Origin of the sequence: Polaribacter uvawellassae (assembly GCF_039748955.1) — a bacterium.
In the GTDB taxonomy this organism is placed as follows: Bacteria; Bacteroidota; Bacteroidia; order Flavobacteriales; family Flavobacteriaceae; genus Polaribacter; species Polaribacter uvawellassae.
In genome coordinates, this window is record NZ_JBDIZN010000001.1 from 697,719 (window position 1) to 722,727 (window position 25,009).

The following is a 25,009-nucleotide window of genomic DNA, read 5'->3' on the forward strand; positions in this document are numbered from 1 at the left end:
ATATGTCAGAGCATCATCATAAAGAAACATTTGTAACTAAATATATTTTTAGTCAAGATCACAAAATGATTTCTAAGCAGTTTTTAATAACTGGTATTTTTATGGGAGTTATTGGAGTGTTTATGTCAATGTTATTTCGTTTGCAAATTGCATGGCCAGATAAATCATTTACAATTATTGAAGCTTTCTTAGGAAGTAATCAAACTAATGGAGTAATGGATCCAGATATGTATCTAGCTTTAGTTACAATTCATGGTACAATAATGGTTTTCTTTGTTTTAACTGCTGGTTTAAGTGGTACATTTTCTAACTTATTAATTCCATTACAAATTGGGGCAAGAGATATGGCATCAGGTTTTTTAAACATGATTTCTTATTGGTTATTCTTTATCTCTAGTGTTATAATGGTTGTTTCTTTATTTGTTGAAGCTGGACCAGCTTCTGCAGGTTGGACAATTTATCCACCGTTAAGTGCATTGCCACAAGCAATTCCAGGTTCTGGATTAGGTATGACATTATGGTTAGCATCTATGGCTATATTTATTGCATCTTCTTTAATTGGATCTTTAAATTACATTGTAACCATATTTAACCTAAGAACAAAAGGAATGAAAATGACAAGATTGCCATTAACAATGTGGGCATTCTTTGTAACTGCTATTATTGGAGTAGTTTCTTTCCCAGTATTATTATCTGCTGCACTTTTATTAATTATGGATAGAAGTTTTGGAACCTCATTTTTCCTGTCAGATATTTTTATCAGTGGAGAAGTCTTACATTATCAAGGAGGTTCGCCAGTTTTATTTGAACACTTATTTTGGTTTTTAGGACATCCAGAAGTATATATTGTTATTTTACCAGCAATGGGAATTGTCTCTGAAATTATTGCGATAAATTCACGAAAACCAATATTTGGTTATCGAGCAATGATTGGTTCTATTTTAGCAATTGCATTTTTATCTACAATTGTTTGGGGACACCACATGTTTATTTCAGGAATGAATCCTTTCTTAGGATCTGTATTTACATTTACAACGTTATTAATTGCAATTCCATCTGCAGTAAAAGCCTTTAACTGGGTTACCACATTATGGAAAGGAAATTTACAATTAAATCCCGCCATGTTATTCTCCATCGGATTAGTTTCTACATTCGTTACAGGAGGTTTAACAGGATTGGTTTTAGGAGATTCTGCATTAGATATTAATGTTCATGACACGTATTTTGTTGTTGCTCACTTTCACTTAGTAATGGGTGTGTCTGCAATCTTCGGAATGTTTGCTGGTGTGTATCACTGGTTCCCAAAAATGTATGGTAGAATGATGAATAAAGTATTAGGTTATTGGCATTTTTGGATCACAATTATTGCTGCGTATGGAGTATTTTTCCCAATGCACTTTATTGGTTTAGCGGGTTTACCAAGAAGATATTATACCAATACAAGTTTTCCAATGTTTGATGACCTTGCGGATGTAAATGTTGTAATCACATTATTTGCAATCTTAGGAGGTTTAGCACAATTAATTTTCTTAGCAAATTTCTTTATCTCTATTTATAGAGGTCAAAAAGCTACACAAAACCCATGGAAAGCAAACACATTAGAATGGACTACACCTGTAGAAGCTATTCATGGAAACTGGCCAGGTAAAATTCCAGAAGTACATCGTTGGCCATATGATTATAGTAAGGTTGATGAAGATGGAGAATATACTCATGGAGAAGACTTTGTATTACAAACAGTACCGTTAAAAGACGGAGAAGATCCTTCTTAAGAATTATAAAATTAAAAAAGCCTTTCCAATTTGGAAAGGCTTTTTTGTATATTAGAGTTTTCATAAAAGTTATGCTTTTTAGTGTAACATTTATTGCTTGACGAAAATTTAAATTCAGTTATCTTTGTACGTATGAATGAAAACTTAAATCCTGAAAACACAAATCTTTCAAATGAAGAATTGGATGTAGAAAAAAAATTACGTCCATTATCATTCAACGATTTTACAGGGCAAGATCAAGCAATTGAGAATCTTAAAATATTTGTAGAAGCTGCAAATCAAAGAGATGAAGCATTAGATCATACCTTATTTCACGGACCTCCAGGTTTAGGGAAAACAACCTTAGCGCACATTTTAGCAAATGAATTAAATGTAGGAATTAAAGTTACTTCTGGTCCAGTTTTGGATAAACCAGGAGACTTAGCAGGTTTACTAACCAACCTTGATGAAAGAGATGTGTTATTCATTGATGAAATTCATCGTTTAAGTCCAATTGTAGAAGAATATTTGTATTCTGCAATGGAAGATTATAAAATTGATATTATGATTGAATCTGGCCCAAATGCCAGAACCGTTCAAATCAATTTAGAACCATTTACATTAATTGGAGCAACAACACGTTCTGGTTTGTTAACGTCTCCAATGCGAGCCCGTTTCGGAATTAGTAGTCGTTTAAATTATTATAAAAAAGAATTATTAACAACGATCGTTCAACGAAGTGCAGAAATCTTAAAAGTTCCTATTTCTATGGAAGCTGCAATAGAAATTGCTGGTAGAAGTAGAGGAACACCAAGAATTGCAAATGCGCTGTTAAGAAGAGTAAGAGATTTTGCACAAATCAAAGGAGATGGAAGAATTACTATTGAGATTGCACAATATGCGCTAAAAGCATTGCGTGTAGATGCTTTTGGATTGGATGAAATGGATACAAAAATACTAACAACCTTAATAGATAAATTTAAAGGCGGTCCAGTCGGAATTTCTACGTTGGCAACTGCAGTTGGAGAAAATGCAGAAACAATTGAAGAAGTGTACGAACCGTTTTTAATCCAAGAAGGATTTATCATGAGAACACCAAGAGGAAGGGAAGTTACAGAAGCTGCTTACAATCATCTTGGAAAACAAAAAGGATTGAATCAAGGAGAATTGTTTTAAATGAAAATTAAAAAAATAATACCCATATTAGAATGGTTACCAAACTATACATCTTCTAGGTTTAAAGGAGATTTTATAGCTGGAATTACTGTGGGAATTATTTTAATTCCACAAGGAATTGCCTACGCATTAATTGCTGGTTTACCGCCAATTTATGGTTTGTATGCTGCGTTAGTTCCACAAGCAATTTATGCTATTTTTGGTTCTTCTAGACAAGTTGCAATTGGTCCAGTTGCAATGGATTCTTTAATTGTTGCTGCAGGAGTTTCAACATTAGCATTAGTAGGTTCTGATAGTTATATTGCAATTGCAATTTTATTGGCTTTGGTTGTTGGTGCAATTCAGTTTTTGATGGGTGTATTTCGTTTAGGATTTATCGTAAACTTTTTATCGAAACCAGTTATCACAGGATTTACATCTGCAGCTGCATTAATTATCGGATTTAATCAATTTAGAAATTTATTTGGAGTCGATTTTGTTAGAAGCAATCAAATACAACATGTTATAAAAGATGTTTGGAATAATATTTCATCATTTAATATGCATACTACAGTTTTAGGCTTTGTTGCTATTATTATAATTCTATCACTTAGAAAAATAAACAAAAAAATACCAAATGCACTAATTGTTGTCATCTTCGGAATACTTGCAATTAAATACTTTGGAAAGAGTTTGTCTGATGTTGATATCATTAGAGAAGTTCCTTCAGGATTACCATCATTTAGCATTCCAGAAATAGATTTTCAACAAATTAAAGAATTATTACCAATTGCTTTAACCTTGGTTTTAGTTGGTTTTTTAGAAACAATTTCAATCGGAAAATCTTTAGAAGCAAAACAAGACGAATATAGAATACGTCCAAATCAAGAACTAATAGCTTTAGGATTAGGAAACATGGCAGGTTCTTTATTTAAAGCATATCCAACAGCATCAAGTTTTTCACGCTCGGCAATTAATCAAGAATCTGGAGGAACAACAGGAATGTCTGCTTTAGTTTCAGTAGCAATGGTTGTAGTTACATTATTATTTTTAACTCCAATTTTTTATTTTTTACCTAAAACAGTTTTAGCAGCAATTATTATTGTAGCAGTTTTTGGCTTGGTAAAAGTGAAAGATGCAATTTATTTATTGAAAACCAATAAGTTAGATTTTTATTTATTACTAACAACCTTTTTATCAACTCTCTTTTTAGGAATAGAATACGGAATTTTTGTTGGAGTAGGAATGTCAATAATCATCTTAATTTTTAGAACCTCTAAACCTTATATTGCAGTTTTAGGAGCAGTTCCAGATTCAGATTTTTATAAAAATAGCGAACGATTTAAAAATGTAATTATAGAAGAAGATGTTTTAGTAATTCGTTTTGATGCACAATTATTCTTTGCAAATGCAAGTTATTTTAGAGACAACTTAGACGATTTGGCAGAAAAAAAAGGCAAGGCATTAAAATTGATAGTTATCGATTCTGAAAGTATTAATAGAATTGATAGTACTGGAGTAGAAATGCTAATGGAGCGGATTATGTTTTATAAGAAAAAAGGAATTACCTTTTATTTTGCTGGTGTAAAAGGACCAGTTAGAGACACATTATTTAGAGCAGGATTATTAAATATTATAGACATCAATCACTTTTTTATGAACATTTTTACAGCAGTAAAATTTTATAAAACTGGCGATAGAGAACATCAAATAAAGTATGCTGAATATATTCATCAGACATATAAATAAAGAAGAAAGTAAATTATGAGAGTTGAACAAATTTATACAGGTTGTTTAGCGCAAGGTGCGTATTATGTAGAAAGTAACGGAGAAGTTGCAATTATAGATCCCTTAAGAGAAGTATCTCCTTATATGGAGAGAGCAGCAAAAGACAATGCGAAGATTAAATATATTTTCGAAACACATTTTCATGCAGATTTTGTGAGCGGACACGTAACACTTGCAAAAAATACAGGAGCAAAAATTGTATTTGGACCAAATGCAGAAACAAGTTACGAAGCATACATTGCAAAAGATAATGAAGAGTTTAAAGTTGGTGATGTTACCATTATTGCACTTCATACGCCAGGACACACAATGGAAAGCACATCGTATTTGTTAAGAGATAAAAACGGAAAAGATTATGCATTGTTTAGTGGCGATACTTTATTTTTAGGTGACGTAGGTAGACCAGATTTAGCACAAAAAGAAGGCGTTTTAACAGAAGAAGATTTAGCAGGATTTTTGTTTGATAGCTTACGCACTAAAATTATGCCTTTAGCAGATGATGTAATTGTGTATCCAGCGCATGGAGCAGGTTCTGCTTGTGGTAAAAATTTGAGTTCAGAAACTGTTGGTACAATTGGCAATCAAAAAGAAACCAATTATGCATTAAGAGCAGATATGACTAAAGAAGAATTCATTAAAGAAGTTACTGACGGATTATTGCCTCCGCCAGCATATTTTCCTTTAAATGTAAAATTAAATAAAGAAGGATATCAACATATAGATGAAATTATTACAAAAGGAACAGCCGAGCTTTCTGTTAAAGATTTTGAAAGAATAGCCAATGAAACAGATGCATTAATTTTAGATGTTCGTCATCAATCAGAATTTATAAAAGGATTTATTCCGCGTTCAATTTTTATTGGAATTGATGGTGGTTTTGCTCCTTGGGTTGGTGCTTTAATTAAAGATATTAAGCAACCAATTTTAATTGTGGCTCCAGAAGGACGAGAAGAAGAAGTAATCATTCGCCTTTCTCGTGTTGGTTTTGACAATACATTAGGATGTTTAAGAGGAGGTTTTACAGCTTGGAAAAATACCGGAAAAGAAGTTGATACGTTAAAATCTGTTTCTGCCGAAACTTTAGAAAAAGAAATGAATGAAAATAAAGTTCCTGTTTTTGATGTGCGTAAACCTGGAGAATATGAAAGTGAGCATATTATAGACGTGCCAAGTACACCATTAGATTACTTAAATAATCATATTAACGAGTTTCCCACAGATACAGATTTTTATGTGCATTGTGCTGGCGGTTATCGTTCTGTAATTGCTTCATCAATTTTAAAAGCAAGAGGAATTCATAATGTAATTGATGTTGCAGAAGGATATAATGCTATCAAGGAAACAAGTATTTTAAGAACAAAAACAGTTTGTCCATCAACATTAAAATAAAAAAAATGAGAAAAATTATTGTAGTTTGTTTGTTTTTAGGGTTGATTTCTTGCAAAAGTCAAGAAAAAAAAGACACTTCATTTATTGATGTAAGTGTAGAGGATTTTCAGCGACTTATTTCTAAAGAAGGAGTTCAGTTGGTTGATGTTAGGACTCCACAAGAATTTAATGCCGGACATATAAAAAATGCCAAATTAATTGATTTTTATAATTCAAGTTTTGATGAACAATCAGCCAAGATATTAGATAAAAATAAACCCGTGTATTTGTATTGTAGATCTGGAGGAAGAAGTGCAAATGCAGCAAAAAAATACAAAGAAGCAGGATTTACAGAAGTATATAATTTACTTGGCGGAATGAACGCTTGGTCTGCTAAAAATTTAAAAATAGAAAAATAATGGAAACAAAAATTTATATAGAAAATTTAAAATGTGGTGGTTGTGCTGCTACAATTAAAAAAGGAATTTTAACTGTTGATGGCGTTGCAGATGTCAACGTAAATGTAGATGAATCTTTGGTAGAAGTTACCACAAAAAGTGATGCAATTACTGCGGTAAAAGAGAAGTTAGCTAAAATGGGATATCCAGAAGTTGGCGACGTAAATACTTTTTTACACAAAGCAAAATCGTATGTAAGTTGTGCAACAGGAAAAATGAGTTCTGAAACATGAACAAAAATTTAAAAGTTAAAAAACCCGATGTGTTACTGAAATAAATTCAGCATAAATACATCGGGTTTTTTGTTTCTTTTCAATATTAATTCTTCCTAAAACTTTAAAGTAACTCCAACTAAAAAATTACGTGTTGCTTGCGGATAATAGCCAGCGCCATCTAATGTTGTGGTTTGGTTTGGTACAGACCAAGTATCATCATAGGTATAATAATAACCTCTATCTACATATTCTTTATTAAAGATATTGTTTATTAATCCTGAAAAAACAACTTCACTAAAAATACTTTTTGGTTTTAAAACATACGTAAAGTTGATATCTGATGTAAAGTAACTTTCTAACACATCATTATTAGAAACAGCACTGTTTAAATTACTCATATATTGTTTGCCAACATATTTAGATAAGAACGAAAATTGTAAATTTTCTGATGGAGAAAACACCAACGCATTTCCTGCAATAATTGAAGGTGAAAACGAAATATCTGTATTTCCTAAATCTTCTAAATTTCCATGAATTGAAGAAACAAAATCAGTGTTTTTATTATCACTGAAAGCAATATTTGGTCTGATACTAAATTGATTTGAGAATTTAATTGCTGCATCAATTTCCAACCCTAAACGGTAACTTTTTCCGCTTGTTGCTCTAACTGGAGCACCGACGCCATCAATAGCGCCTGTTAATACCAATTGATTTTTATACAACATATAATATACATTGGTATTTAATGTAACTGATTCGTTTTTTAAACGCCAACCCAACTCATAATCGTTTAAATTTTCTGGTGTTTTAATTCCGTTTTCAAAATCGTTTCTATTTGGTTCTTTATTGGCAACAGCAAAAGAAAAATACAAATGCTGATTGTCATTCAATGTATACGTTGCTCCAAATTTTGGATTGAAAAAACTGAAATTTTCATCAACATTAATTGGATCTCTATCCGAAGTTAAACCGTTGGTTTTAAAAGCTACATTTCTGTATTGTAAATCTGCATAAAAACTCATTTTATCACCAACTTTAAATGTAGCTTTAGAGAACATGCTAAAGTCATTTTTTGTAGAATAACTATCGTAATAATGATCTCTAATAGTTGCAGTTGGAGCAAATTCTTTTGCCCAAATTACTTCTCCAAAATGCTTGTTAGAATAGTTACTATAAGAAAATCCTGAGATAATTTCTAAGCTTTCTTCTTTATAAGTAGCGTTAAAATTTGTTACATAAAATTGATTGTCTAACCAACGACGAACAATCACATCTGTTTTTCCGTTGTTTGTTGCAACCACTAAATTTGCATAATCTGCAGGATCTTTATCGGCTTTGTATTGTTCAAAAAAACCTTGTCCTTTTGTGTAGTTCAATCCGATATTTGTTGACCAATTTTTGGTGATTTTTTCATTCCAATGAAATTGATAATGATCTTGTTGAAAATCATCCACTTCGTTTTCGTAGGTGTACGGATTTTGTCTTCTATCAGCAGCTAATTGATTTCCGTCAATTCCTGCCCAAGCTTGATAGGTTCTTTCTTTTCCGCCAAAAGTGATTGCTTTAATCAAGGTATTATCGTCTACATAAGACGCTTGTAAAAAGTAGGATTTTAAATCTGTAAAAGCGCGATCAATATAACCATCAGAATAAATTTTTGACAATCGACCCGCAATTTCTATACTTCGACTACGCTCAGTGTCCATTAAATTTCCGGTGCTAAATTTCACGGTGTGTTTTTTGGTGTTGTAAGAGCCAAAAGAATTCGAAATTTCTCCAAAAGATTTTTCTGAAATCGCATCCGTTAAAATATTTAAACTCGCGCCAAATGCTGCCGTTCCGTTTGTTGATGTTCCAACGCCACGTTGTAGTTGTAAACTTTGTGTAGAAGAAGCAAAATCTCCAAGATTTACCCAAAAAGTTCCTTGACTTTCGGCATCGTTATACGGAATTCCGTTGATGGTTACATTTACACGTTCTGCATTAGAACCACGCACATTAATGTACGTATAACCAACGCCAGCACCAGCATCCGAAGAAGTTACAACAGAAGGTAAATAGTTTAGTAAAATAGGAATGTCTTGACCTAAATTACGTTTTTCGATTTCCTTTTTTGACAAGTTAGAATGTGTTACGGGCGAGTTTGCTTTTACACGAACCGCAGAAACCAACACTTCATCTAACACATTCTCTTTTGGTTGTAAATCAAAATTAATGATGACATTTTGATTGGTAATTGTCACCGTTTTAGAAACGGATTTGTAGCCAATAAATCGAACTTCAACTTCATGTGTTCCAACAGGAACTCTTAGTTGGTACTTTCCATCAAAATCAGAGGAAGTTCCTTTGTTGGCATTTTTGATAAAAACAGAAGCGCCAACTAAAGGATCTTTGTTTTCATCAATAATTTTTCCAAAAATTGTAAAACTCTGGGAGTTTACAAGCGTGCTTGTAAACAAGAACAAAAAAAGGATATTTTTTTTCATTTTAAAAAATTTTAAAACGAATAAAAAGAGGTAATTATTCTTGTGATTAATAGTGAATAATTAATTGTTGAACTTACTAAACTTTTAGTTTGTAATGTCACCTCGAGCGGAGTCGAGAGGTCTTGTAGTTCTCGACTCCGCTCGAACGGACAACTAATCCATTTAGTTTAGTTCGAATTTTCCTAAACAGCATTACCTGTTCTAGGTTCAATGGGTATGATCTCAGCCTTTTTGTAAGTTGAAAGTTAAAAAGTTAAAAGTTTGAAAGTCGAATAAACTACTTACTGATAACTGTTCACTGATAACTGTAAAAGCACCCCTTTATGAGAACGCTGCAAAAGTAGAATAGATTTTTGAATTAGAAAACAACTAAATGATTTTTTTGTAGATTTGATTTTTAACAAAAAAAATTATGAATACTATAAACGGATTAGAAACTTGGCACGAATTTGTAAATAATAAAAATCATGAAAACTTAGGTGATTTTATAGATGATGATGCTGTTTTGTATTCTCCAATTGTTTTTAAACCCATTGAAGGAAGTTTTATGGTAACTATGTATTTGATGGCAGCGGCAGAAATTATTGCAAATAACAATTTTAAATATGTTAGAGAAGTTTGTGATAATGAAAATGCGATGTTAGAATTTATTACTGAAATTGATGGAATTTCTGTAGAAGGAGTTGACATGATTAAATTTACCAAAGAAGGAAAATTAAAAGAAATTAAGGTAATGATTCGCCCATTAAAAGCGGTGAATATTGTACACCAAAAAATGGGAGAATATTTGCAAAAAATGAATTCTTAATTGAGTTTAGGTTTCTTACGCAATGCTTTTTTTACAGAAGGCGTTATTTTATTTTCTCTAGCTCTTTGATAAAATAAGAAGGCTTAATTCCTGTTTTTGAATAAAAAGCTTTTGAGAAAGATTCTGAATTGTTAAAACCAACTTCTTTAGCAATAGCATTAATTGTATATTTTCTAAATGTATTGCTTGTGTTTAATGTATCAATTGCAAACTGCACTCTTAAACTTGTAATATATTTAGAAAACGACATTTTTTTAAAATGATTAATCACTTTAGATAAGTAATTTGTATTGGTGTCAAACTCGATTGCTAAATTCTGCAATGTTATTTCTGAGTTGATGTATTTTTTTTCATTTTCAAATTTTTCTAGTGAAATTAAAATGTTAGAAATAATTTCTTTTGAAATGGTTAGTTTCTCTAAATTTTTATCTAGTTCAACTTTAACTTGCTTTTTTAATGTGCTATTATTTACAATTTCATTGAAACGCTTTTTATACAATTTCCGTCTTCTATATTGAAATACAAACAAGAAGATAACACTAATTAAAACGAATGTAATGGCTCTGATAATAATAGTTAGATTTTGTTTCTTTTTTTCTAATAATGAATTAATTCGATTTGTTTCACCAACTATTAACGGTAAGTCATACTCTTTAAGCAGTTTTGTGTTAGCATAATTGCCATGAGAAACTAAAATACTATCCATTTTTTTTAGTTGGAGTAAGTATTTAAGTTGACTTTTTAAATCATTCTTATTTTTATAATGATTTATTAAATGCTCAAAGCTATTTCTTGTTATTGGGAGTAGTACAGGATTTATATTAAAAGCTGAATCTACTTTTTTAAAATACAACATTGCTTTTTCTGTATTACTAGTTTTTAAATAGGATTCTCCTAAATAATAACTAGTTTCTGCATAATTATAGACATCCTTTTTTATTCTAAAATATTTTTCAGCAATTTTTAAACTATCAATAGCTACTTTATACGATTTATTTAGATAATCTACAGTTCCTTGGTTTAGCAAAAAATAATAGTAAATGCTTAATGTTTTTGGTTCTTTAGATTCTCTTAATCCTATTTTATTATAATATCTAGCTGAATCTAATAAACCTAAATCCTTATAAGAATTCGCTATAGCATATTTGATACTTAAAATAGAGCTTTTTGGAAATCTGGAGCGTTTATCTTTGTAGTACTTCCTTTCTTCATTAATTTTCTCTCTAAAAGAAAGAATTTCTTTGAAAATATTTAGTGCATCACGATATTTCTCTATTCTGGTTTTAATTAATCCTAGATTATAATGAATTTCATAATATAAATGTTCATTTTGTGCATATTCTCTTGCTTGTAAATAATAGTCAAGTGCTTTTTTTATATTCCTTTTTTTATAATAATAACTTCCTTTGCGTTCAATAGCTCTTGTTGCATTAAAATAATCATTGTCTTTTAAGCTAAAGTGAAGCATACTATCTGCATATATTAATACTTTTTTATTATCAAAGTTTAGCCACATTAACATTTGATACCCATTTTTACTCTCTTTAATATTATTCTCTTTTTTAGCTTTTTTGGTATAGTATTTTGAAATTAATTTTCTTTCATCATCGTCTTTAGCTTTTAGATATATATCAATTAATTCCTTATAAGATTTAGTCTTTAAAGAATCTATTTTAGACTGTGCAAAAAGAGTAGTACTTAAAATAAGAAATGCAATTAAAAAGAAAGATTTTTGAGGTTTCATGTTTCAATACAATTTGTAATTTACAAACCATGTGCAATTTGACTAAATCTTATATATAATTCAAGTTTTAATGGGTGAAATCTCTCCAAATTCATGAATCTGGACTTTAATAGTTTGTGTTTTTACCTTTTTTGCCCCTATATTTGGATAAACATTTTAAAAAATTTGTTATGAAAAAGATGTACTTACTATTATTTATTTGTTCAGTTTTAATGTATAGTTGTAACACAGAGAATAAAACTACAACCAAAACAACAGTATTAAAAGGAAAGGTTATTGATAGAGAATACAGTAAATCTTTACACCTTATTAAAAAAAATGGTGATTATAGAATTGATTATATAAATGTCCCAATTATAAACGGAGAGTTTAATTACACAATAAAATCAGATGTTACAGAACAGTATCAAATGGCCTTTGAAGATGAATTAGCCAAAGGTGCTTGGATGAAAGTTAGTTTTTTTAATGATGCAGACACAATAAAGTTCGCATTACATCCAAGAGATAATTATAAAAGTAATGTTGTTAAAGGTGGGGATTTGAATGAAAAAGTTATTAGTTTTAGAGATAAAACAAGTTTTTTGTTTTTTGATGAAGCAGAATTATTATATCCAAAAATAGATTCTTTAGATAAAATAAAACAATGGAATAGTAAAGAGGCTACAGAAATTTACACACGTTTATCAAAAGAAAAAGATAGGGTAAAGCAAAAGATAATATACGCAAATCTAGAAAAGTTAATAAAAGCTAAAAAAGATTTAACTCCACAAGGAAGAAAGATTAAAAATCAAATTGATAGAATAATAAAGAATTATGAAGATTGGAAGATAGATTTAATAAAAACTGATAAAACGTTGTTTGGTTATTCTATGTTAATGGATGAACTATATTCAAATACCTATGAACCTAATTTTGATGTTACAGTTATAGAAAAACAATTGAAAGCATATCAATTTAAATTTAAAAATCATCCTTATACTGCAACATCTACTAATATGATTAATGGAATAAAAAACGCTAAGGTTGGTGGTTTTTATAAAGACATTTCTGCTTATACAGAAGAAGGAAAATTAATATCACTTTCTGAAACTATTTCTAAAAACAAATTAACGTTGATAGATTTATGGGCGCCTTGGTGCGGACCATGTATTGCAAAAGACAAATTATTAAAACCAGAATATAGTAAATTAAAAGAAAAAGGTTTTGGAGTTTTTGCTGTTTTGGGAGCAATTAAAGAGAGAAAACAATATATAGAAACTAAAGAAAAGTACAATTACCCGTGGAAACTGAATTATGAATTGAACCAAGAATTTAAAATTTGGGAAAAGTATAATATTAGTCGTTCTGGTGGAGGTCAGTTTTTAGTTAATTCTAAAGGGAAAATTTTAGCGGTTGATCCGTATCCAAAAGTGATTGATTCTTTGTTGAATATAATACCATAATAGATTCATTCCAAACCAGGTTTCTTACGCAATGCTTTTTTTACAGAAATTTTCTTTTTGTTTTCTGCTTTTCTTCTAACAGAAGCTTTACTTGGTTTTGTAGGTTTTCGTTTTTTAGGAATGATTAATCCTTGTGTAATAATGGCTAAAAAACGTTGAATTGCTATCTCTTTATTTTTATGTTGACTTCTACTTTCATCACAAGTTAGGATTAGGATGTTTTCTTTTGTAAGTCGAGTTGCTAAGTTTTTAAAAAGTAAATTTTTTTCTTCCTCAGAAAATTGGGCTGAGTTTTCTAGGTCAAAAAACAATTCAATTTTAGACGACACTTTATTTACATGTTGCCCGCCAGCACCGCTACTTCTAGTTGCTTTAAAATTGAGTTCATTTATGAGTTTTTCTGCGTCCAAAATAAGTTTTTTAGTTTTCTAAACTTTTAGAAAAAGAACTTAGATTTTTTCTGTTTGCTATTAACTGGTCTATAGCTTTAACAGCAGTTTGTAGACGAACTTCTTTATTGCCCTCCAACAAAATATATGGTCGATTGTGTTTTTTTAATGCGTTTTCAAAAGCATCAAACATTTCTCTTCGCAAACCTGGTCTGTCTCGTAAATCGTCTTCTTCCCAAGGCGTATCTATAAAGGTTAATAGATACAAATCGTAGGTATTATTTTTTGCTGCTTTATCTAAAATTGGATCAACAAATCCGCCATAATATTCTTCAGAATACACTTTGGTTTCTAATAAATCGGTGTCGCAAATTAAAACTCTGTCGGCTTTTTTAACCAATTTATTTTCTAATTTCATTTGCCCAATTGCAATCGGAACCAAATCATCAGCTTCACAAGTTTTACGTTCGTTATTCCACTTTTTTTGTAAATATTCTCGCGCATATTCTGGCGCCCAAACCGTGTGATAATAACGTGCTAATTGTTTAGAAAGTGTTGTTTTTCCTGTAGATTCTGGTCCAAATAAAACAACTTTTATAATGTTTGCTGGTTGCTGTTTAAGCTTTTCTTCCATGCTGTATATCCTTGTATTGCTAAGATTAAAAATATAGTATATTGAATTCCTGTAAAACCGTATCCTTTAGCAAAATATAAAGGAATTGAAACGATGTTACCTGCAATCCAAAAAATCCAATGTTCAATTTTTTTATTTGCCATTAACCACATTGCGGCAAAAAATATTCCTGTTGTAAATGTGTCTAAATAGGGTGTTCCTTCTCTAAAATTAGTCAAATTTCCTGACATAAGTTTTTCAGAAGCATACTTTATACTTTCTGTAAAACCAAGATTATTTGGCATTACATTATAATATCGATATACAATAATTACAAATATTGATGTGAATGCAAAAATACCAAAAGCTTTTAGTTTGTCGGATGTGTTGGTTCTAGAAATTGGAATATGATTTTTTTTGTCATCTGTAAACTGTCTCCACATATACCAACCATACACACTCATAATTGTATAATAGATATTGATAATAAGATCGCCATATAAGTTCCATTGAGATAAAAGAAATACATAGATTGCTGTGCTAATTATTCCTGTAGGAAACACTAAAATGTTTTCTTTTTTAGCATAAAAAACACTGAATACACCAAATAAAGCTGCAATAAATTCTAATAGAATGTTAAGTGTAGTTGCAGTTTTGTAGGGTTCTAAGAAAAAGTCAATAATTTGATCCATAGTGAAGTTGTAAAAATACTTATTGTTTTTTCAAATCATTAAAAAAAGAAACATCATTTTCAAAAGCTGTTCCGATGACAACCAAATCTGCACCAGAGGAAAAAGCATTTTCTAATTGTTCTTTAGAACGAATTCCGCCTCCAACAATTAATGGAATTGATAAATTTTCTGAAACTTTTTTAATATTTTTTTGGCTGACTGCCTCAGTCGCTCCACTTCCAGCTTCTAAATAAATGATTTTTTTTCCAGAAAATTCTCCAGCTAATGTAGTGTTTAGAATTAAATCAGTGTTATTTTGAGAAATCGGTGTTGTATTGCTTACTTTTTGAACAGCAGTTTCTTTTCCGCCATCAATTAAAATGTAGCCAGTCGGAATAATCTCTAATTTGGTTTGTTGTAAAACTGGCGCAGCTTTAATCTGTTGTTCAATTAAATATTCAGGATTTCTTCCAGAAAGTAAACTTAAAAAGAGGATTCCGTCTGCTTTATTTGTAATCTGATTTACATCACCAGGAAATAAAATAACAGGAAGTTTGGTTGCTTTTTTTATTTCTGAAACAAGATTTTCTGTTTGATTCTTCTCATCTGTACTTCCGCCAACAAAAATATGAGTTGTAATTGATTGATGTACTTTTTCGAAAAAGGAAGATACATTTTCAAGTTCCATTTTTTCAGGATCAATTAAAACCGCGAGTAGTTTTTTGCCTTCTTTTTTTGCTGATATAATATTTTGGTAAATGTTCATATTAGATTTCAAAAATACGTCTTTACGAGGAAGAATGACAAAGTTATCTGTTTTTAAAATAAGAGATTGTTTCGTAAACTCGCAATGACTGAGTACTGACACGTTGAGCTTTTGTCTCTTTGTAGCTTCTAGAAAGCAAACACACAGGTAAAGTTTTCAAACTCTAGAAAGTAAACTTGATAGGTATTTGTTTCTCCGTTATAATCAATTCTACCAGATGTTTCTTCATCTTCAAACTTAAAGTCATCGATGTAAATATTTTCTAAAAAGCGCAATTTTTTCTTTCCGTAAATTTTATATAACGATTCTTTTGCGCCCCAAACAATTGTTAATTTACTAATCAACGCTGTATGATTTGCAATGGTTTTGTATTCTTGAAAAGGTGTGAATTTATGTGCGATTTTTAAAATTTTATCGCGTTGCATTTCAATATCTATTCCAACAGGAACATCATCCGAAATTATAATTCCGGTAAAAGTAAATGAATGTGTTATTGAAATGAATTTTCCGTTTTTTAAATGTGGTTTTCCAAATTCATCGTAAGATAAATCGGCGTCAACCAAACCAACTTCTTTTAGTAAATGGCGAATACTTAAAAAACCTCGTTGGTGTAATTCAGATTTCATAGAATCTAAACGTTCTTGGCTTTTGTCTGTTAAATGAATGCCAAAGGATAATTCTTCGAAAGATTCTTTAATCTTCCAAATCAATACTTTAGTAGCATTATTAACAATTATCGTTTTGTAAAGAGGCATAAATTTTAAAAGTTATTACGTAACTTTGCAGTTCTAAATTTTTGAAATAAAACAAATATACTAATATGAGCACAAAAACAGCTTACGTACCAAACAAAGTTAAGGATATTTCTTTAGCAGCTTGGGGAAGAAAAGAAATGGACTTGGCAGAAGCAGAAATGCCAGGATTAATGTCGTTAAGAGAAGAATATAAAAATTCTCAACCATTAAAAGGAGCAAGAATTGCAGGATGTTTACACATGACAATTCAGACTGCAGTTTTAATTGAAACTTTACAAGCTTTAGGTGCAGAAGTAACTTGGAGTTCTTGTAATATTTTTTCTACTCAAGATCAGGCTGCTGCTGCTGTTGCTGCTGCAGGAACTGCTGTGTACGCTTGGAAAGATATGACAGAAGAAGAATTTGACTGGTGTATAGAACAAACGTTATTTTTTGGTGAAGACAGAAAACCATTAAATATGATTTTAGATGATGGTGGAGATTTAACAAACATGGTTTTGGATAAATATCCAGAATTAGCTGCAGGGATCAACGGTTTATCGGAAGAAACTACAACAGGTGTTCACAGATTGTACGAAAGAGTAAAAAACGGAACATTACCAATGCCAGCAATTAATGTAAATGATTCTGTAACAAAATCTAAGTTCGATAATAAATATGGGTGTAAAGAATCTGCAGTTGATGCAATCAGAAGAGCAACCGATATTATGTTAGCAGGAAAACGTGTAACTGTTTGTGGTTATGGCGATGTTGGGAAAGGAACAGCTGCATCTTTTAAAGGAGCTGGTTCTATTGTAACGGTTACAGAAATTGATCCTATTTGTGCGTTACAAGCTGCAATGGACGGATTTGAAGTAAAGAAATTAGAAACTGTTGTTGCAAATTCTGATATTATTATTACAACAACAGGAAACAAAGATATTATTCAAGGTCGTCATTTCGAAGCAATGAAAGACAAAGTAATTGTTTGTAACATTGGTCATTTTGATAATGAAATTGACATGGCTTGGTTAAATGGAAATCACGGAGTTACTAAAGATACTATCAAACCACAAGTTGATAAATACAATATCAACGGAAAAGATATTATCATTTTAGCAGAAGGACGTTTGGTAAACTTAGGTTGTGCAACCGGTCATCCAAGTTTTGTAATGTCAAATTCATTTACAAACCAAACTTTGGCGCAAATTGAATTGTGGACAAACAAAGATGCTTACGAAAACGAAGTGTATATGTTACCAAAACATTTAGATGAAAAAGTAGCAAAATTACACTTAGCAAAAATTGGTGTTGAGTTAACTGAGTTAAGAGAAGAGCAAGCTACTTATATTGGTGTAACAGTAGATGGTCCTTATAAGCCAGAACACTATAGATACTAATTTGCAAATAAATTTTGGTTTTTAAAATCTAAAAATAAACCAAATATTACTTTTTTAAGTAATAAAGAGTTACCCAAAAAGGTTAAAGGAAACAGCTGTTTCCTTTAACCTTTTTTTATTGCTTTAAATGTTAAAATTATGATAAAAGTCATAATTTATATTCTTGTTTGATTGTAGCTTTACACCGTAAACGTATTAAACTAAATATACATGAAAACATCACTAAAATTAGTAGCTATTTTATTTGTAACATTATTAATTAGCTGTGGAAGCAATGAAGAAAAAAAGGTAAAAACCCAAACAAATAAAAAGAAAAATGTAACTGAAAAAGTTAACAAAGTACCGGCTTCAAAAAGAGTAGACTTAACATCAAAAGGTGTTGGGCCGATTACATCTATAACATTAGAGACAGATATTAATCAAAAAATGGCTGATAAAGGAAAAGATATTTATAGTAAAATGTGTTTAGCCTGTCATAAACTAGATAAAAAGTTTATTGGACCAGCACCAATTGGAATCATGGAAAGAAGAACTCCAGAATGGATTATGAATATGATTTTAGTTCCTGAGAAAATGGTAAAAGAAGATGCTTTGGCTAAAGATTTATTAATGGAATTCAACGGAGCGCCAATGGCTAACCAAAACTTAACAGAAGAAGACGCTAGAGCAGTGTTGGAATATTTTAGAACCTTAAAATAATAAATTATGAAATCAATTAAACACTTGTTTTTTATTTTTACAGTTGCAGTACTTTTCTGCTCATGTAAAGATGCATCAACAACCAATACGGAAACAACCGGAGTGGAAACAACAGAAAAAACTGGACAAGCATTTATTAAGGATGATGGATCAACACCTAACGTATTGCAAATAGCAATTGGTTCAAAAGATCATTCTACTTTAGTTGCTGCTGTACAAGCTGCACAATTAGAAAATGCACTAGTAAACGCAGGTCCTTTAATGGTTTTTGCACCAACTAACGAGGCATTTGCAGCTTTACCAGAAGGTACAGTTGAAAATTTATTAAAACCAGAAAACAAAGATGCTTTAGCAAACATTTTAAAGTATCATGTAACTCCAGGTAACTATTCAAAAGAATTTTTAAAGAAATTTAAAAAACTAGGACAAGCAAACAATGCTTATGTAAAAGTAGAAGTTGTAAATGGTGAGCCAATGATTGGAGGAGCAAAAATCTTAGCGAGTATTAAAGCTGGTAACGGCATAATTCACGTTATAGACAAAGTTTTATTACCACCAACAGAATAATTTAAAAACTAATTAAATCTATATAAAATGAAACATATATTAAAATCAACAATTGCACTTTTAGCAGTTCTTACGGCGTTTACAAGCTGTAATAACTCAGGTAACTCTAAAGGTGGAGCTTTGTCTGGTAACAACGCAGAAAAAGTTTACATAGCACCAGGAGAACATGATTCTCATTACGCTTTTATCTCTGGAGGTTATAGTGGTAACTTAACAGTTTACGGCTTGCCTTCTGGAAGAATGTTTAAAGAGATTCCAGTTTTCTCTCAATTTCCAACGAATGGTTATGGATATTCTGAAGAAACTAAACCAATGTTAGAAACGTCTTTTGGATTTATCCCTTGGGATGATTCACATCATCCAGATATTTCTCAAACTAATGGGGAATTAGATGGACGTTGGATTTTTATCAACGGTAACAACACACCTCGTATTGCAAGAGTTGGTCTAAGATCTTTTGAGACAGAAGAAATTATTGAGATTCCAAATAGTGCAGGAAATCACAGTTCTTCTTTTATCACAGAAAACACAGAGTATGTAGTAGCAGGAACACGTTTTTCTGTACCTGTACCACAAAGAGATATGCCAATTAAAGAGTATAAAGGAAACTTTAAAGGCGCTTTGACTTTTATTTCTGTTGATCCAGAACACGGACACATGGATATTAAATTTCAAATCCTAATGCCAGGTTTTAACTACGATTTATCGCACCCTGGACGTGGAAAATCTCACGGTTGGTTCTTCTTTACAACATATAATACAGAAGAAGCAAGTACTTTATTAGAAGTTAATGCGTCTCAAAATGATAAAGATTTTATTGCAGCAATTAACTGGAAAAAAATTGAAGAATATGTAAATAAAGGTGGCGGAACAATGATGCCAGCTAATTATGCACATAACTTATTAGATGAAGATACGCACACAACAACTTCTACAATGAAAAAAGAAGTACGTGTAGTAAATCCTGCTGATGTACCTGGAGCTATTTATTTATTACCAACACCAAAATCACCTCATGGTTGTGATGTTGATCCTTCTGGAGAGTATATTGTAGGTAATGGTAAATTATCAGCAAACTTAACAGTACACTCATTTACAAAAATGTTAGATGCAATTGATAAAGAAAAATTTGCGGGTGATGCTTATGGTATTCCAATTTTAAACTTCGAAGATGTTTTAGCAGGTTCTGTAGAACAACCAGGATTAGGTCCTTTACATACTGAGTTTGACGGAAAAGGAAATGCATATACTACATTCTTTATTTCTTCTGAGGTTGTAAAATGGAAATTAGGAACTTGGGAGGTTATCGATAGAAAACCTACATATTACTCTGTTGGTCACTTAACAATTCCTGGAGGAAACTCTAGGAAACCTTTTGGTAAATACATGTTTGCAATGAACAAAATTACTAAAGATCGTTATTTGCCAGTTGGTCCAGAAATGGAGCACTCAGCGCAATTGTATGATATTTCTGGAGATAAAATGGAACTACTATTAGATTTTCCAACACATGGTGAACCACATTATGCAGCAGCTATTCCTGCTGATATAATTAAAGCAAACTCACTAAAGTTTTATAAGTTAGCTGATAACAAGCATCCGCGTAAAGCGCTAAATAGTTCAGAAACTAAAATAGTTAGAGATGGTAAAAACGTTCATGTTTATATGACAATGATTCGTAGTCATTTTACACCAGATAATATTGAAGGTGTTAAAGTAGGAGACAAAGTTTTCTTCCATATTACTAACTTAGAGCAAGATTTTGATGTACCTCACGGTTTCGCAATGATTGGTGCTAATAACGCCGAGCTGTTAATTGCTCCTGGACAAACCAGAACGTTAACATGGGAACCTAAAAGAGTAGGTGTATGGCCATTCTATTGTACAGATTTCTGTTCTGCACTTCACCAGGAAATGCAAGGTTACGTTCGTGTATCTCCATCTAACTCAGATATAAAATTATCTTGGTCTTTGGGTGAAGATTAGTGCGAAGTTCATTAATATAATAAATTTGGGAAATATTTATTTATAGTGTTTGTTTTCCCAATATCATAAAGGCGAGAGTTGATTTATCTCTCTCGCCTTTTTTTTAAACTACTATTAACTAAATGGTTAATTAAATAATAAGTATTATGAAAAAAGCTGGTATTATAATGATGATAGGTTCTCTTTTATTATTAGGGCTTTTTAAATTCCCTTTATGGAACATCATGCTTGGTGCTCCGCAATATCCAGAACCATTAGGAATGAATATTTATATTCTAGGTATTCAAGGCGTAGAAGAGTTTGATTTGCAAAACATAGACGGTTTAAATCACTATATTGGTATGAAAACAATCCCGAAAGCAGAAGATATGTGGGAGTTTTCGGTTTTTCCAAAAGTTATTATTGGTATGGTAGTTTTAGGAGTTGTTATTGGCTTGTTGGGTTATTTTGAAAAAGTAAGTTATAAGTTTTTTTTAGGATGGTTTATTCTAATGTCAATTTTAGGAATTTTAGGAATGTACGATTTTAACAATTGGCTAACTGATTATGGTAGCGATTTAGATCCAAATGCAATTTTAAAATTAAACAACCCAGATGGAACGCCTATGTCTTATAAACCACCGTTATTTGGGCATCAGAAATTATTGAATTTTGATGTAACTTCCTTGCCACATATTGGAGGATATCTTATGTTTGTTGGTATGACATTGACTATTGTTGCATTTTGGCTTGGAAAAAAAGCTGGCATAAAGAAAACAGCATAGCAATACAGCACTTTAAAAATTCTAAAAAATGCAAAAACTAAAACACTATTCAATTGTTGCATTACTACTCATATTTTTTAGTTGTAATGTTGGTCCAGAACCTATAAATTATGGAAGTGATGGTTGTTATTTTTGTCAAATGACTATTGTAGATAAAGTTCATGCGGCAGAGGTTGTCACTAAAAAAGGGAAAGTTTATAAATTTGACGCTACAGAATGTATGGTTAATTTTATGGACGACTTTGATACTTCTGAAATTAAACTTTATTTATCAAATAACTACACAGAGCCAGAAGTTTTAATTGATGCAACACAAGCAACGTTTTTAATAAGCGAGAATATTCCTAGTCCAATGGGAGCATTTCTTTCAGCTTTTAAAAACAAAGTAGATGCTGAAAAAATTCAATCAGAAAAAGGAGGAGAATTATACACCTGGGAAACCTTACTAGTTAAACTTAAAGACTAGTCTAATAACATGAAACATATTTTAGTTTTATTAATAGTCATTTTTATGGCTAACCCAATTAATGCCCAAAAAAGTATTGAGGTTTGTAAAACTTGCCCAATTTCAACATTAAAAGCTGGGATTGCACAGGCAAAAGATTTTGATACAATTGTGGTAAAAAAAGGGACTTATAAAGAGTATAATATTATTGTAGATAAACCGCTAACTATTATTGGGGAAAATTATCCAAAAATTGATGGCGAATTAAAAGGTGAAATTATTACAGTTATTTCAGATAATGTTACTGTAGATGGCTTATTTATTATAAATGTTGGCAATAGTTATCTTGAAGATTATGCAGCAATTCGAGTTAAAAACAGTAAAAATTTTTTGATTCAGAATTTAGTTTTAGAAAAATTGTTTTTCGGTATTTATATCGAAAAATCAAGAGACGGAAAAGTGTTTCATAATAAAATTATTGGCGATGCAGTAGAAGAATATAATTCAGGAAACGGTATTCAGCTTTGGTATAGTAAAAATGTACAAATTGAACACAATTTTGTTCAACATGTAAGAGACGGAATTTATTTAGAGTTTTCAAATTTTTGTACGATTAAAAACAACGTAAGTTCTTTAAATGTACGTTATGGATTACACTTTATGTTTTCTAACGACGACACTTATGAAGACAATGTTTTTGAAAATAATGGAGCTGGTGTTGCAGTAATGTTTTCTAGACGAATAAAAATGTACAACAATATTTTTAAAGAAAATTGGGGAACAGCATCTTATGGTTTGCTGCTTAAAGAAATTAATGATGCCGAAATTGAAGGCAATACTTTTGCTGATAATACAATTGGTATTAATGTAGAAGGTTCTAATCGAATTAATTATAAACACAACAATTTTCAAAATAACGGTTGGGCAATAAAAGTAAAAGGAGCATGCTACACTAATAAGTTTACAGAAAATAACTTTTTATACAATTCCTTTGATATTGCTTATAATAGCAAGGTGAACGACAATGAATTTGATAGAAATTATTGGAGTAATTATACAGGTTACGATTTAGATAAAAACGGAATTGGAGATATACCTTACAGACCTGTAAAACTATTTTCTTACATTGTAAATAGAACTCCAGAAACCATCATTTTATTACGAAGTATGTTTATAGATATTATAGATTTTTCTGAAAAAGTATCACCTGTTTTTACACCAGATGATTTATTGGATAACAACCCACAAATGAAAAGAATAACATGGTAATTATTGAAAATTTACATAAAAAATTCGGAAAGAATCAAGTGTTAAGTGGTGTTGATTTAGCCATTAGCGAAGGCGGAATTTTTGCAGTACTTGGTCCAAATGGATCTGGTAAAACCACTTTAATTAAAGCAGTTTTAGGAATGGTAATTCCTAATAAAGGAAATATTACTGTGTTAGGAGAAAACATTAAAAAAAATTCAGAATACAGACATAAAATTGATTACTTACCGCAAATTGCTAACTTTCCAAGTAATCTTCGCGTAAAGGAATTAATTAAAATGATTAAAGATTTACGCAAGCCTACAAATGAGGATCAACGCTTAATAGAACTCTTTAGATTAGAATCTTTTTTAGATAAAAAATTAGGACAACTTTCTGGAGGAACAAAACAAAAAGTAAACCTTGTGTTAACTTTTATGTTTGATAGTCCGTTAATTATTTTAGACGAACCAACAACAGGTTTAGATCCAATTTCGCTTATTAGATTAAAAGATTTAATTAAAGCCGAAAAAGCCAAAGGAAAAACAATTTTAATTACATCTCATATTATGAGTTTTGTAGAAGAAATTTCTGATGAAATTGTATTTATCCTCGAAGGAAAAATATACTTTAAAGGCAGTATTCAAAAATTAAAAACCAAGACCAATCAGCCTGATTTTGAACATGCAATTGCGTCTATATTATCCGATAATCATGCTTAAAATATTAAAATATAGTTTTTACGATTTAATGCGTAGCCGTTGGAGTTACGTCTATTTTGCTTTCTATTTATTGTTAGGCATTGTGTTGTTATTTTTAAATAACGATTTATCTAAAGCCGTTATTACTTTAATGAATGTTATCATTGTTTTAGTACCTTTAATCGGTACTGTTTTTGGAGTCATGTATTATTATAATTCCAAAGAATTTACAGAACTCTTATTAGCGCAACCTTTAAAACGTTCGTCTATCTTTTTGGGGCAATATTTGGGTGTAGCTTTATCGCTTTCTATGAGTTTAATTTTAGGTTTAGGACTTCCGTTTGTATTTTATGGTTTGTTTGAAAGTAGTGCAATTTGGGATTTCTCATTGTTGCTAATTACAGGAACATTTTTAACCTTAATATTTACAGCTTTAGCGTTTAATATTGCTTTATCTAACGAAAATAAAATTAAAGGATTTGGTTATGCTATTTTGTTATGGCTTTTCTTAGCGGTAATTTATGATGGCTTATTTTTAATGACCTTAATATTGTTTGAAGATTATCCGTTAGACAAAGTATCGTTAATTGGTACAATGTTAAATCCTATAGATTTATCGAGAACTTTAATTCTTTTAAAGTTAGATATTTCTGCACTTTTAGGTTATACCGGAGCAGTTTTTAAGCAATTTTTTGGAACTAGTTTTGGGCTAATTGTATCTTTTGTAATGCTAACTCTTTGGGTTGTAATGCCAGTATTAAGAATTGTTTTTAAATCAAAAAAGAAAGATTTTTAATTTTTTTTGTTCTTG

General features: G+C 30.7%; 24 protein-coding genes. 17 read left to right on the forward strand and 7 right to left on the reverse strand.

Annotated features, from left to right (window positions below; translation table 11 throughout):
- The first annotated feature begins 2 nt into the window (after window positions 1-2).
- The 6 genes from ABDX67_RS03195 (at window position 3) to ABDX67_RS03220 (ending at window position 6,753) form a co-directional block, all read left to right on the forward strand.
- Window positions 3-1,772, forward strand: a complete 1,770-nt coding sequence (locus ABDX67_RS03195; protein ID WP_347173501.1) for a cytochrome c oxidase subunit I — start codon at window positions 3-5, stop codon at window positions 1,770-1,772.
- 132 nt (window positions 1,773-1,904) lie between these two features.
- On the forward strand, window positions 1,905-2,927 hold the full coding sequence (gene ruvB, locus ABDX67_RS03200; RefSeq protein WP_347173503.1) for a Holliday junction branch migration DNA helicase RuvB: 1,023 nt from the start codon (window positions 1,905-1,907) through the stop codon (window positions 2,925-2,927).
- Window positions 2,928-4,655 (forward strand): SulP family inorganic anion transporter, encoded by a 1,728-nt coding sequence (locus ABDX67_RS03205; protein WP_347173505.1) that lies wholly within the window; start codon window positions 2,928-2,930, stop codon window positions 4,653-4,655.
- A gap of 15 nt (window positions 4,656-4,670) precedes the next feature.
- On the forward strand, window positions 4,671-6,083 hold the full coding sequence (locus ABDX67_RS03210; RefSeq protein WP_347173506.1) for an MBL fold metallo-hydrolase: 1,413 nt from the start codon (window positions 4,671-4,673) through the stop codon (window positions 6,081-6,083).
- 5 nt (window positions 6,084-6,088) lie between these two features.
- Complete coding sequence (locus tag ABDX67_RS03215; protein WP_347173508.1) at window positions 6,089-6,481, forward strand: rhodanese-like domain-containing protein; 393 nt, start codon at window positions 6,089-6,091, stop codon at window positions 6,479-6,481.
- The gene (locus ABDX67_RS03220; RefSeq protein WP_347173509.1) at window positions 6,481-6,753 is read left to right on the forward strand and encodes a heavy-metal-associated domain-containing protein; all 273 of its coding nucleotides are present in this window, start codon (window positions 6,481-6,483) and stop codon (window positions 6,751-6,753) included. Before ABDX67_RS03215 ends, ABDX67_RS03220 begins: the two co-directional genes overlap by 1 nt.
- Window positions 6,754-6,848: 95 nt before the next feature.
- On the opposite strand, the gene ABDX67_RS03225 is transcribed toward ABDX67_RS03220, so the two are convergent.
- The gene (locus ABDX67_RS03225; RefSeq protein ID WP_347173511.1) at window positions 6,849-9,221 is read right to left on the reverse strand and encodes a TonB-dependent receptor; all 2,373 of its coding nucleotides are present in this window, start codon (window positions 9,219-9,221) and stop codon (window positions 6,849-6,851) included.
- Window positions 9,222-9,633: 412 nt separating this feature from the next.
- Here ABDX67_RS03225 and ABDX67_RS03230 point away from each other — a divergent pair, with 412 nt between their 5' ends.
- Window positions 9,634-10,029, forward strand: a complete 396-nt coding sequence (locus ABDX67_RS03230; protein WP_347173513.1) for a hypothetical protein — start codon at window positions 9,634-9,636, stop codon at window positions 10,027-10,029.
- 43 nt (window positions 10,030-10,072) lie between these two features.
- Here ABDX67_RS03230 and ABDX67_RS03235 read toward each other — a convergent pair whose 3' ends face one another.
- Entirely contained in the window at window positions 10,073-11,773 is a 1,701-nt protein-coding gene (locus ABDX67_RS03235) for a helix-turn-helix domain-containing protein (RefSeq protein WP_347173514.1), read from the reverse strand.
- A 170-nt stretch (window positions 11,774-11,943) separates the two neighbouring features.
- Between ABDX67_RS03235 and ABDX67_RS03240 the strand changes: the two genes are divergently transcribed.
- Window positions 11,944-13,215 carry a peroxiredoxin family protein gene (locus tag ABDX67_RS03240; RefSeq protein WP_347173516.1) on the forward strand — a complete coding sequence of 424 codons (1,272 nt, stop codon included), beginning with the start codon at window positions 11,944-11,946 and terminating at the stop codon, window positions 13,213-13,215.
- A 5-nt stretch (window positions 13,216-13,220) separates the two neighbouring features.
- Here ABDX67_RS03240 and arfB read toward each other — a convergent pair whose 3' ends face one another.
- The 5 genes from arfB to ABDX67_RS03265 form a co-directional block, all read right to left on the reverse strand.
- Complete coding sequence (gene arfB / locus ABDX67_RS03245; protein ID WP_347173518.1) at window positions 13,221-13,625, reverse strand: alternative ribosome rescue aminoacyl-tRNA hydrolase ArfB; 405 nt, start codon at window positions 13,623-13,625, stop codon at window positions 13,221-13,223.
- Window positions 13,626-13,635: 10 nt separating this feature from the next.
- A complete protein-coding gene (locus ABDX67_RS03250; protein WP_347173520.1) occupies window positions 13,636-14,238 on the reverse strand; it encodes an AAA family ATPase in 603 nt (200 codons plus the stop codon).
- The gene (gene pnuC, locus ABDX67_RS03255; protein ID WP_347173521.1) at window positions 14,199-14,909 is read right to left on the reverse strand and encodes a nicotinamide riboside transporter PnuC; all 711 of its coding nucleotides are present in this window, start codon (window positions 14,907-14,909) and stop codon (window positions 14,199-14,201) included. Before pnuC ends, ABDX67_RS03250 begins: the two co-directional genes overlap by 40 nt.
- Window positions 14,910-14,928: 19 nt before the next feature.
- Window positions 14,929-15,654 (reverse strand): phosphoglycerol geranylgeranyltransferase, encoded by a 726-nt coding sequence (locus ABDX67_RS03260; protein ID WP_347173522.1) that lies wholly within the window; start codon window positions 15,652-15,654, stop codon window positions 14,929-14,931.
- A 128-nt stretch (window positions 15,655-15,782) separates the two neighbouring features.
- Entirely contained in the window at window positions 15,783-16,409 is a 627-nt protein-coding gene (locus ABDX67_RS03265; protein WP_347173523.1) for a 4'-phosphopantetheinyl transferase family protein, read from the reverse strand.
- Between the two features lie 65 nt (window positions 16,410-16,474).
- On the opposite strand from ABDX67_RS03265, the gene ahcY reads away from it, so the two are divergent.
- The 9 genes from ahcY (at window position 16,475) to ABDX67_RS03310 (ending at window position 24,994) form a co-directional block, all read left to right on the forward strand.
- Window positions 16,475-17,788 carry an adenosylhomocysteinase gene (gene ahcY / locus ABDX67_RS03270; protein WP_347173524.1) on the forward strand — a complete coding sequence of 438 codons (1,314 nt, stop codon included), beginning with the start codon at window positions 16,475-16,477 and terminating at the stop codon, window positions 17,786-17,788.
- 210 nt (window positions 17,789-17,998) lie between these two features.
- Entirely contained in the window at window positions 17,999-18,487 is a 489-nt protein-coding gene (locus tag ABDX67_RS03275; RefSeq protein WP_347173525.1) for a c-type cytochrome, read from the forward strand.
- A gap of 6 nt (window positions 18,488-18,493) precedes the next feature.
- Window positions 18,494-19,054, forward strand: coding sequence for a fasciclin domain-containing protein (locus ABDX67_RS03280; RefSeq protein ID WP_347173526.1), 561 nt, complete (start codon window positions 18,494-18,496; stop codon window positions 19,052-19,054).
- Window positions 19,055-19,081: 27 nt separating this feature from the next.
- A complete protein-coding gene (gene nosZ / locus ABDX67_RS03285; protein WP_347173527.1) occupies window positions 19,082-21,040 on the forward strand; it encodes a Sec-dependent nitrous-oxide reductase in 1,959 nt (652 codons plus the stop codon).
- A 146-nt stretch (window positions 21,041-21,186) separates the two neighbouring features.
- On the forward strand, window positions 21,187-21,804 hold the full coding sequence (locus ABDX67_RS03290; RefSeq protein WP_347173528.1) for a hypothetical protein: 618 nt from the start codon (window positions 21,187-21,189) through the stop codon (window positions 21,802-21,804).
- A gap of 28 nt (window positions 21,805-21,832) precedes the next feature.
- Complete coding sequence (locus ABDX67_RS03295; RefSeq protein ID WP_347173529.1) at window positions 21,833-22,270, forward strand: nitrous oxide reductase accessory protein NosL; 438 nt, start codon at window positions 21,833-21,835, stop codon at window positions 22,268-22,270.
- A gap of 9 nt (window positions 22,271-22,279) precedes the next feature.
- Complete coding sequence (locus tag ABDX67_RS03300; protein WP_347173530.1) at window positions 22,280-23,518, forward strand: nitrous oxide reductase family maturation protein NosD; 1,239 nt, start codon at window positions 22,280-22,282, stop codon at window positions 23,516-23,518.
- Complete coding sequence (locus ABDX67_RS03305) at window positions 23,512-24,219, forward strand: ABC transporter ATP-binding protein (protein ID WP_347173531.1); 708 nt, start codon at window positions 23,512-23,514, stop codon at window positions 24,217-24,219. Before ABDX67_RS03300 ends, ABDX67_RS03305 begins: the two co-directional genes overlap by 7 nt.
- On the forward strand, window positions 24,212-24,994 hold the full coding sequence (locus ABDX67_RS03310; protein ID WP_347173532.1) for an ABC transporter permease: 783 nt from the start codon (window positions 24,212-24,214) through the stop codon (window positions 24,992-24,994). The genes ABDX67_RS03305 and ABDX67_RS03310 overlap by 8 nt, the downstream gene beginning before the upstream one ends.
- The last annotated feature ends 15 nt before the right edge of the window (window positions 24,995-25,009 follow it).

Coding starts and splice junctions, on each gene's coding strand:
- ABDX67_RS03195 (WP_347173501.1), top strand. CDS start 3: ATGTCAGAGCATCATCATAAAGAAACATTTGTAACTAAATATATTTTT.
- ruvB (WP_347173503.1), top strand. CDS start 1,905: ATGAATGAAAACTTAAATCCTGAAAACACAAATCTTTCAAATGAAGAA.
- ABDX67_RS03205 (WP_347173505.1), top strand. CDS start 2,928: ATGAAAATTAAAAAAATAATACCCATATTAGAATGGTTACCAAACTAT.
- ABDX67_RS03210 (WP_347173506.1), top strand. CDS start 4,671: ATGAGAGTTGAACAAATTTATACAGGTTGTTTAGCGCAAGGTGCGTAT.
- ABDX67_RS03215 (WP_347173508.1), top strand. CDS start 6,089: ATGAGAAAAATTATTGTAGTTTGTTTGTTTTTAGGGTTGATTTCTTGC.
- ABDX67_RS03220 (WP_347173509.1), top strand. CDS start 6,481: ATGGAAACAAAAATTTATATAGAAAATTTAAAATGTGGTGGTTGTGCT.
- ABDX67_RS03225 (WP_347173511.1), bottom strand. CDS start 9,221: ATGAAAAAAAATATCCTTTTTTTGTTCTTGTTTACAAGCACGCTTGTA.
- ABDX67_RS03230 (WP_347173513.1), top strand. CDS start 9,634: ATGAATACTATAAACGGATTAGAAACTTGGCACGAATTTGTAAATAAT.
- ABDX67_RS03235 (WP_347173514.1), bottom strand. CDS start 11,773: ATGAAACCTCAAAAATCTTTCTTTTTAATTGCATTTCTTATTTTAAGT.
- ABDX67_RS03240 (WP_347173516.1), top strand. CDS start 11,944: ATGAAAAAGATGTACTTACTATTATTTATTTGTTCAGTTTTAATGTAT.
- ABDX67_RS03250 (WP_347173520.1), bottom strand. CDS start 14,238: ATGGAAGAAAAGCTTAAACAGCAACCAGCAAACATTATAAAAGTTGTT.
- pnuC (WP_347173521.1), bottom strand. CDS start 14,909: ATGGATCAAATTATTGACTTTTTCTTAGAACCCTACAAAACTGCAACT.
- ABDX67_RS03260 (WP_347173522.1), bottom strand. CDS start 15,654: ATGAACATTTACCAAAATATTATATCAGCAAAAAAAGAAGGCAAAAAA.
- ABDX67_RS03265 (WP_347173523.1), bottom strand. CDS start 16,409: ATGCCTCTTTACAAAACGATAATTGTTAATAATGCTACTAAAGTATTG.
- ahcY (WP_347173524.1), top strand. CDS start 16,475: ATGAGCACAAAAACAGCTTACGTACCAAACAAAGTTAAGGATATTTCT.
- ABDX67_RS03275 (WP_347173525.1), top strand. CDS start 17,999: ATGAAAACATCACTAAAATTAGTAGCTATTTTATTTGTAACATTATTA.
- ABDX67_RS03280 (WP_347173526.1), top strand. CDS start 18,494: ATGAAATCAATTAAACACTTGTTTTTTATTTTTACAGTTGCAGTACTT.
- nosZ (WP_347173527.1), top strand. CDS start 19,082: ATGAAACATATATTAAAATCAACAATTGCACTTTTAGCAGTTCTTACG.
- ABDX67_RS03290 (WP_347173528.1), top strand. CDS start 21,187: ATGAAAAAAGCTGGTATTATAATGATGATAGGTTCTCTTTTATTATTA.
- ABDX67_RS03295 (WP_347173529.1), top strand. CDS start 21,833: ATGCAAAAACTAAAACACTATTCAATTGTTGCATTACTACTCATATTT.
- ABDX67_RS03300 (WP_347173530.1), top strand. CDS start 22,280: ATGAAACATATTTTAGTTTTATTAATAGTCATTTTTATGGCTAACCCA.
- ABDX67_RS03305 (WP_347173531.1), top strand. CDS start 23,512: ATGGTAATTATTGAAAATTTACATAAAAAATTCGGAAAGAATCAAGTG.
- ABDX67_RS03310 (WP_347173532.1), top strand. CDS start 24,212: ATGCTTAAAATATTAAAATATAGTTTTTACGATTTAATGCGTAGCCGT.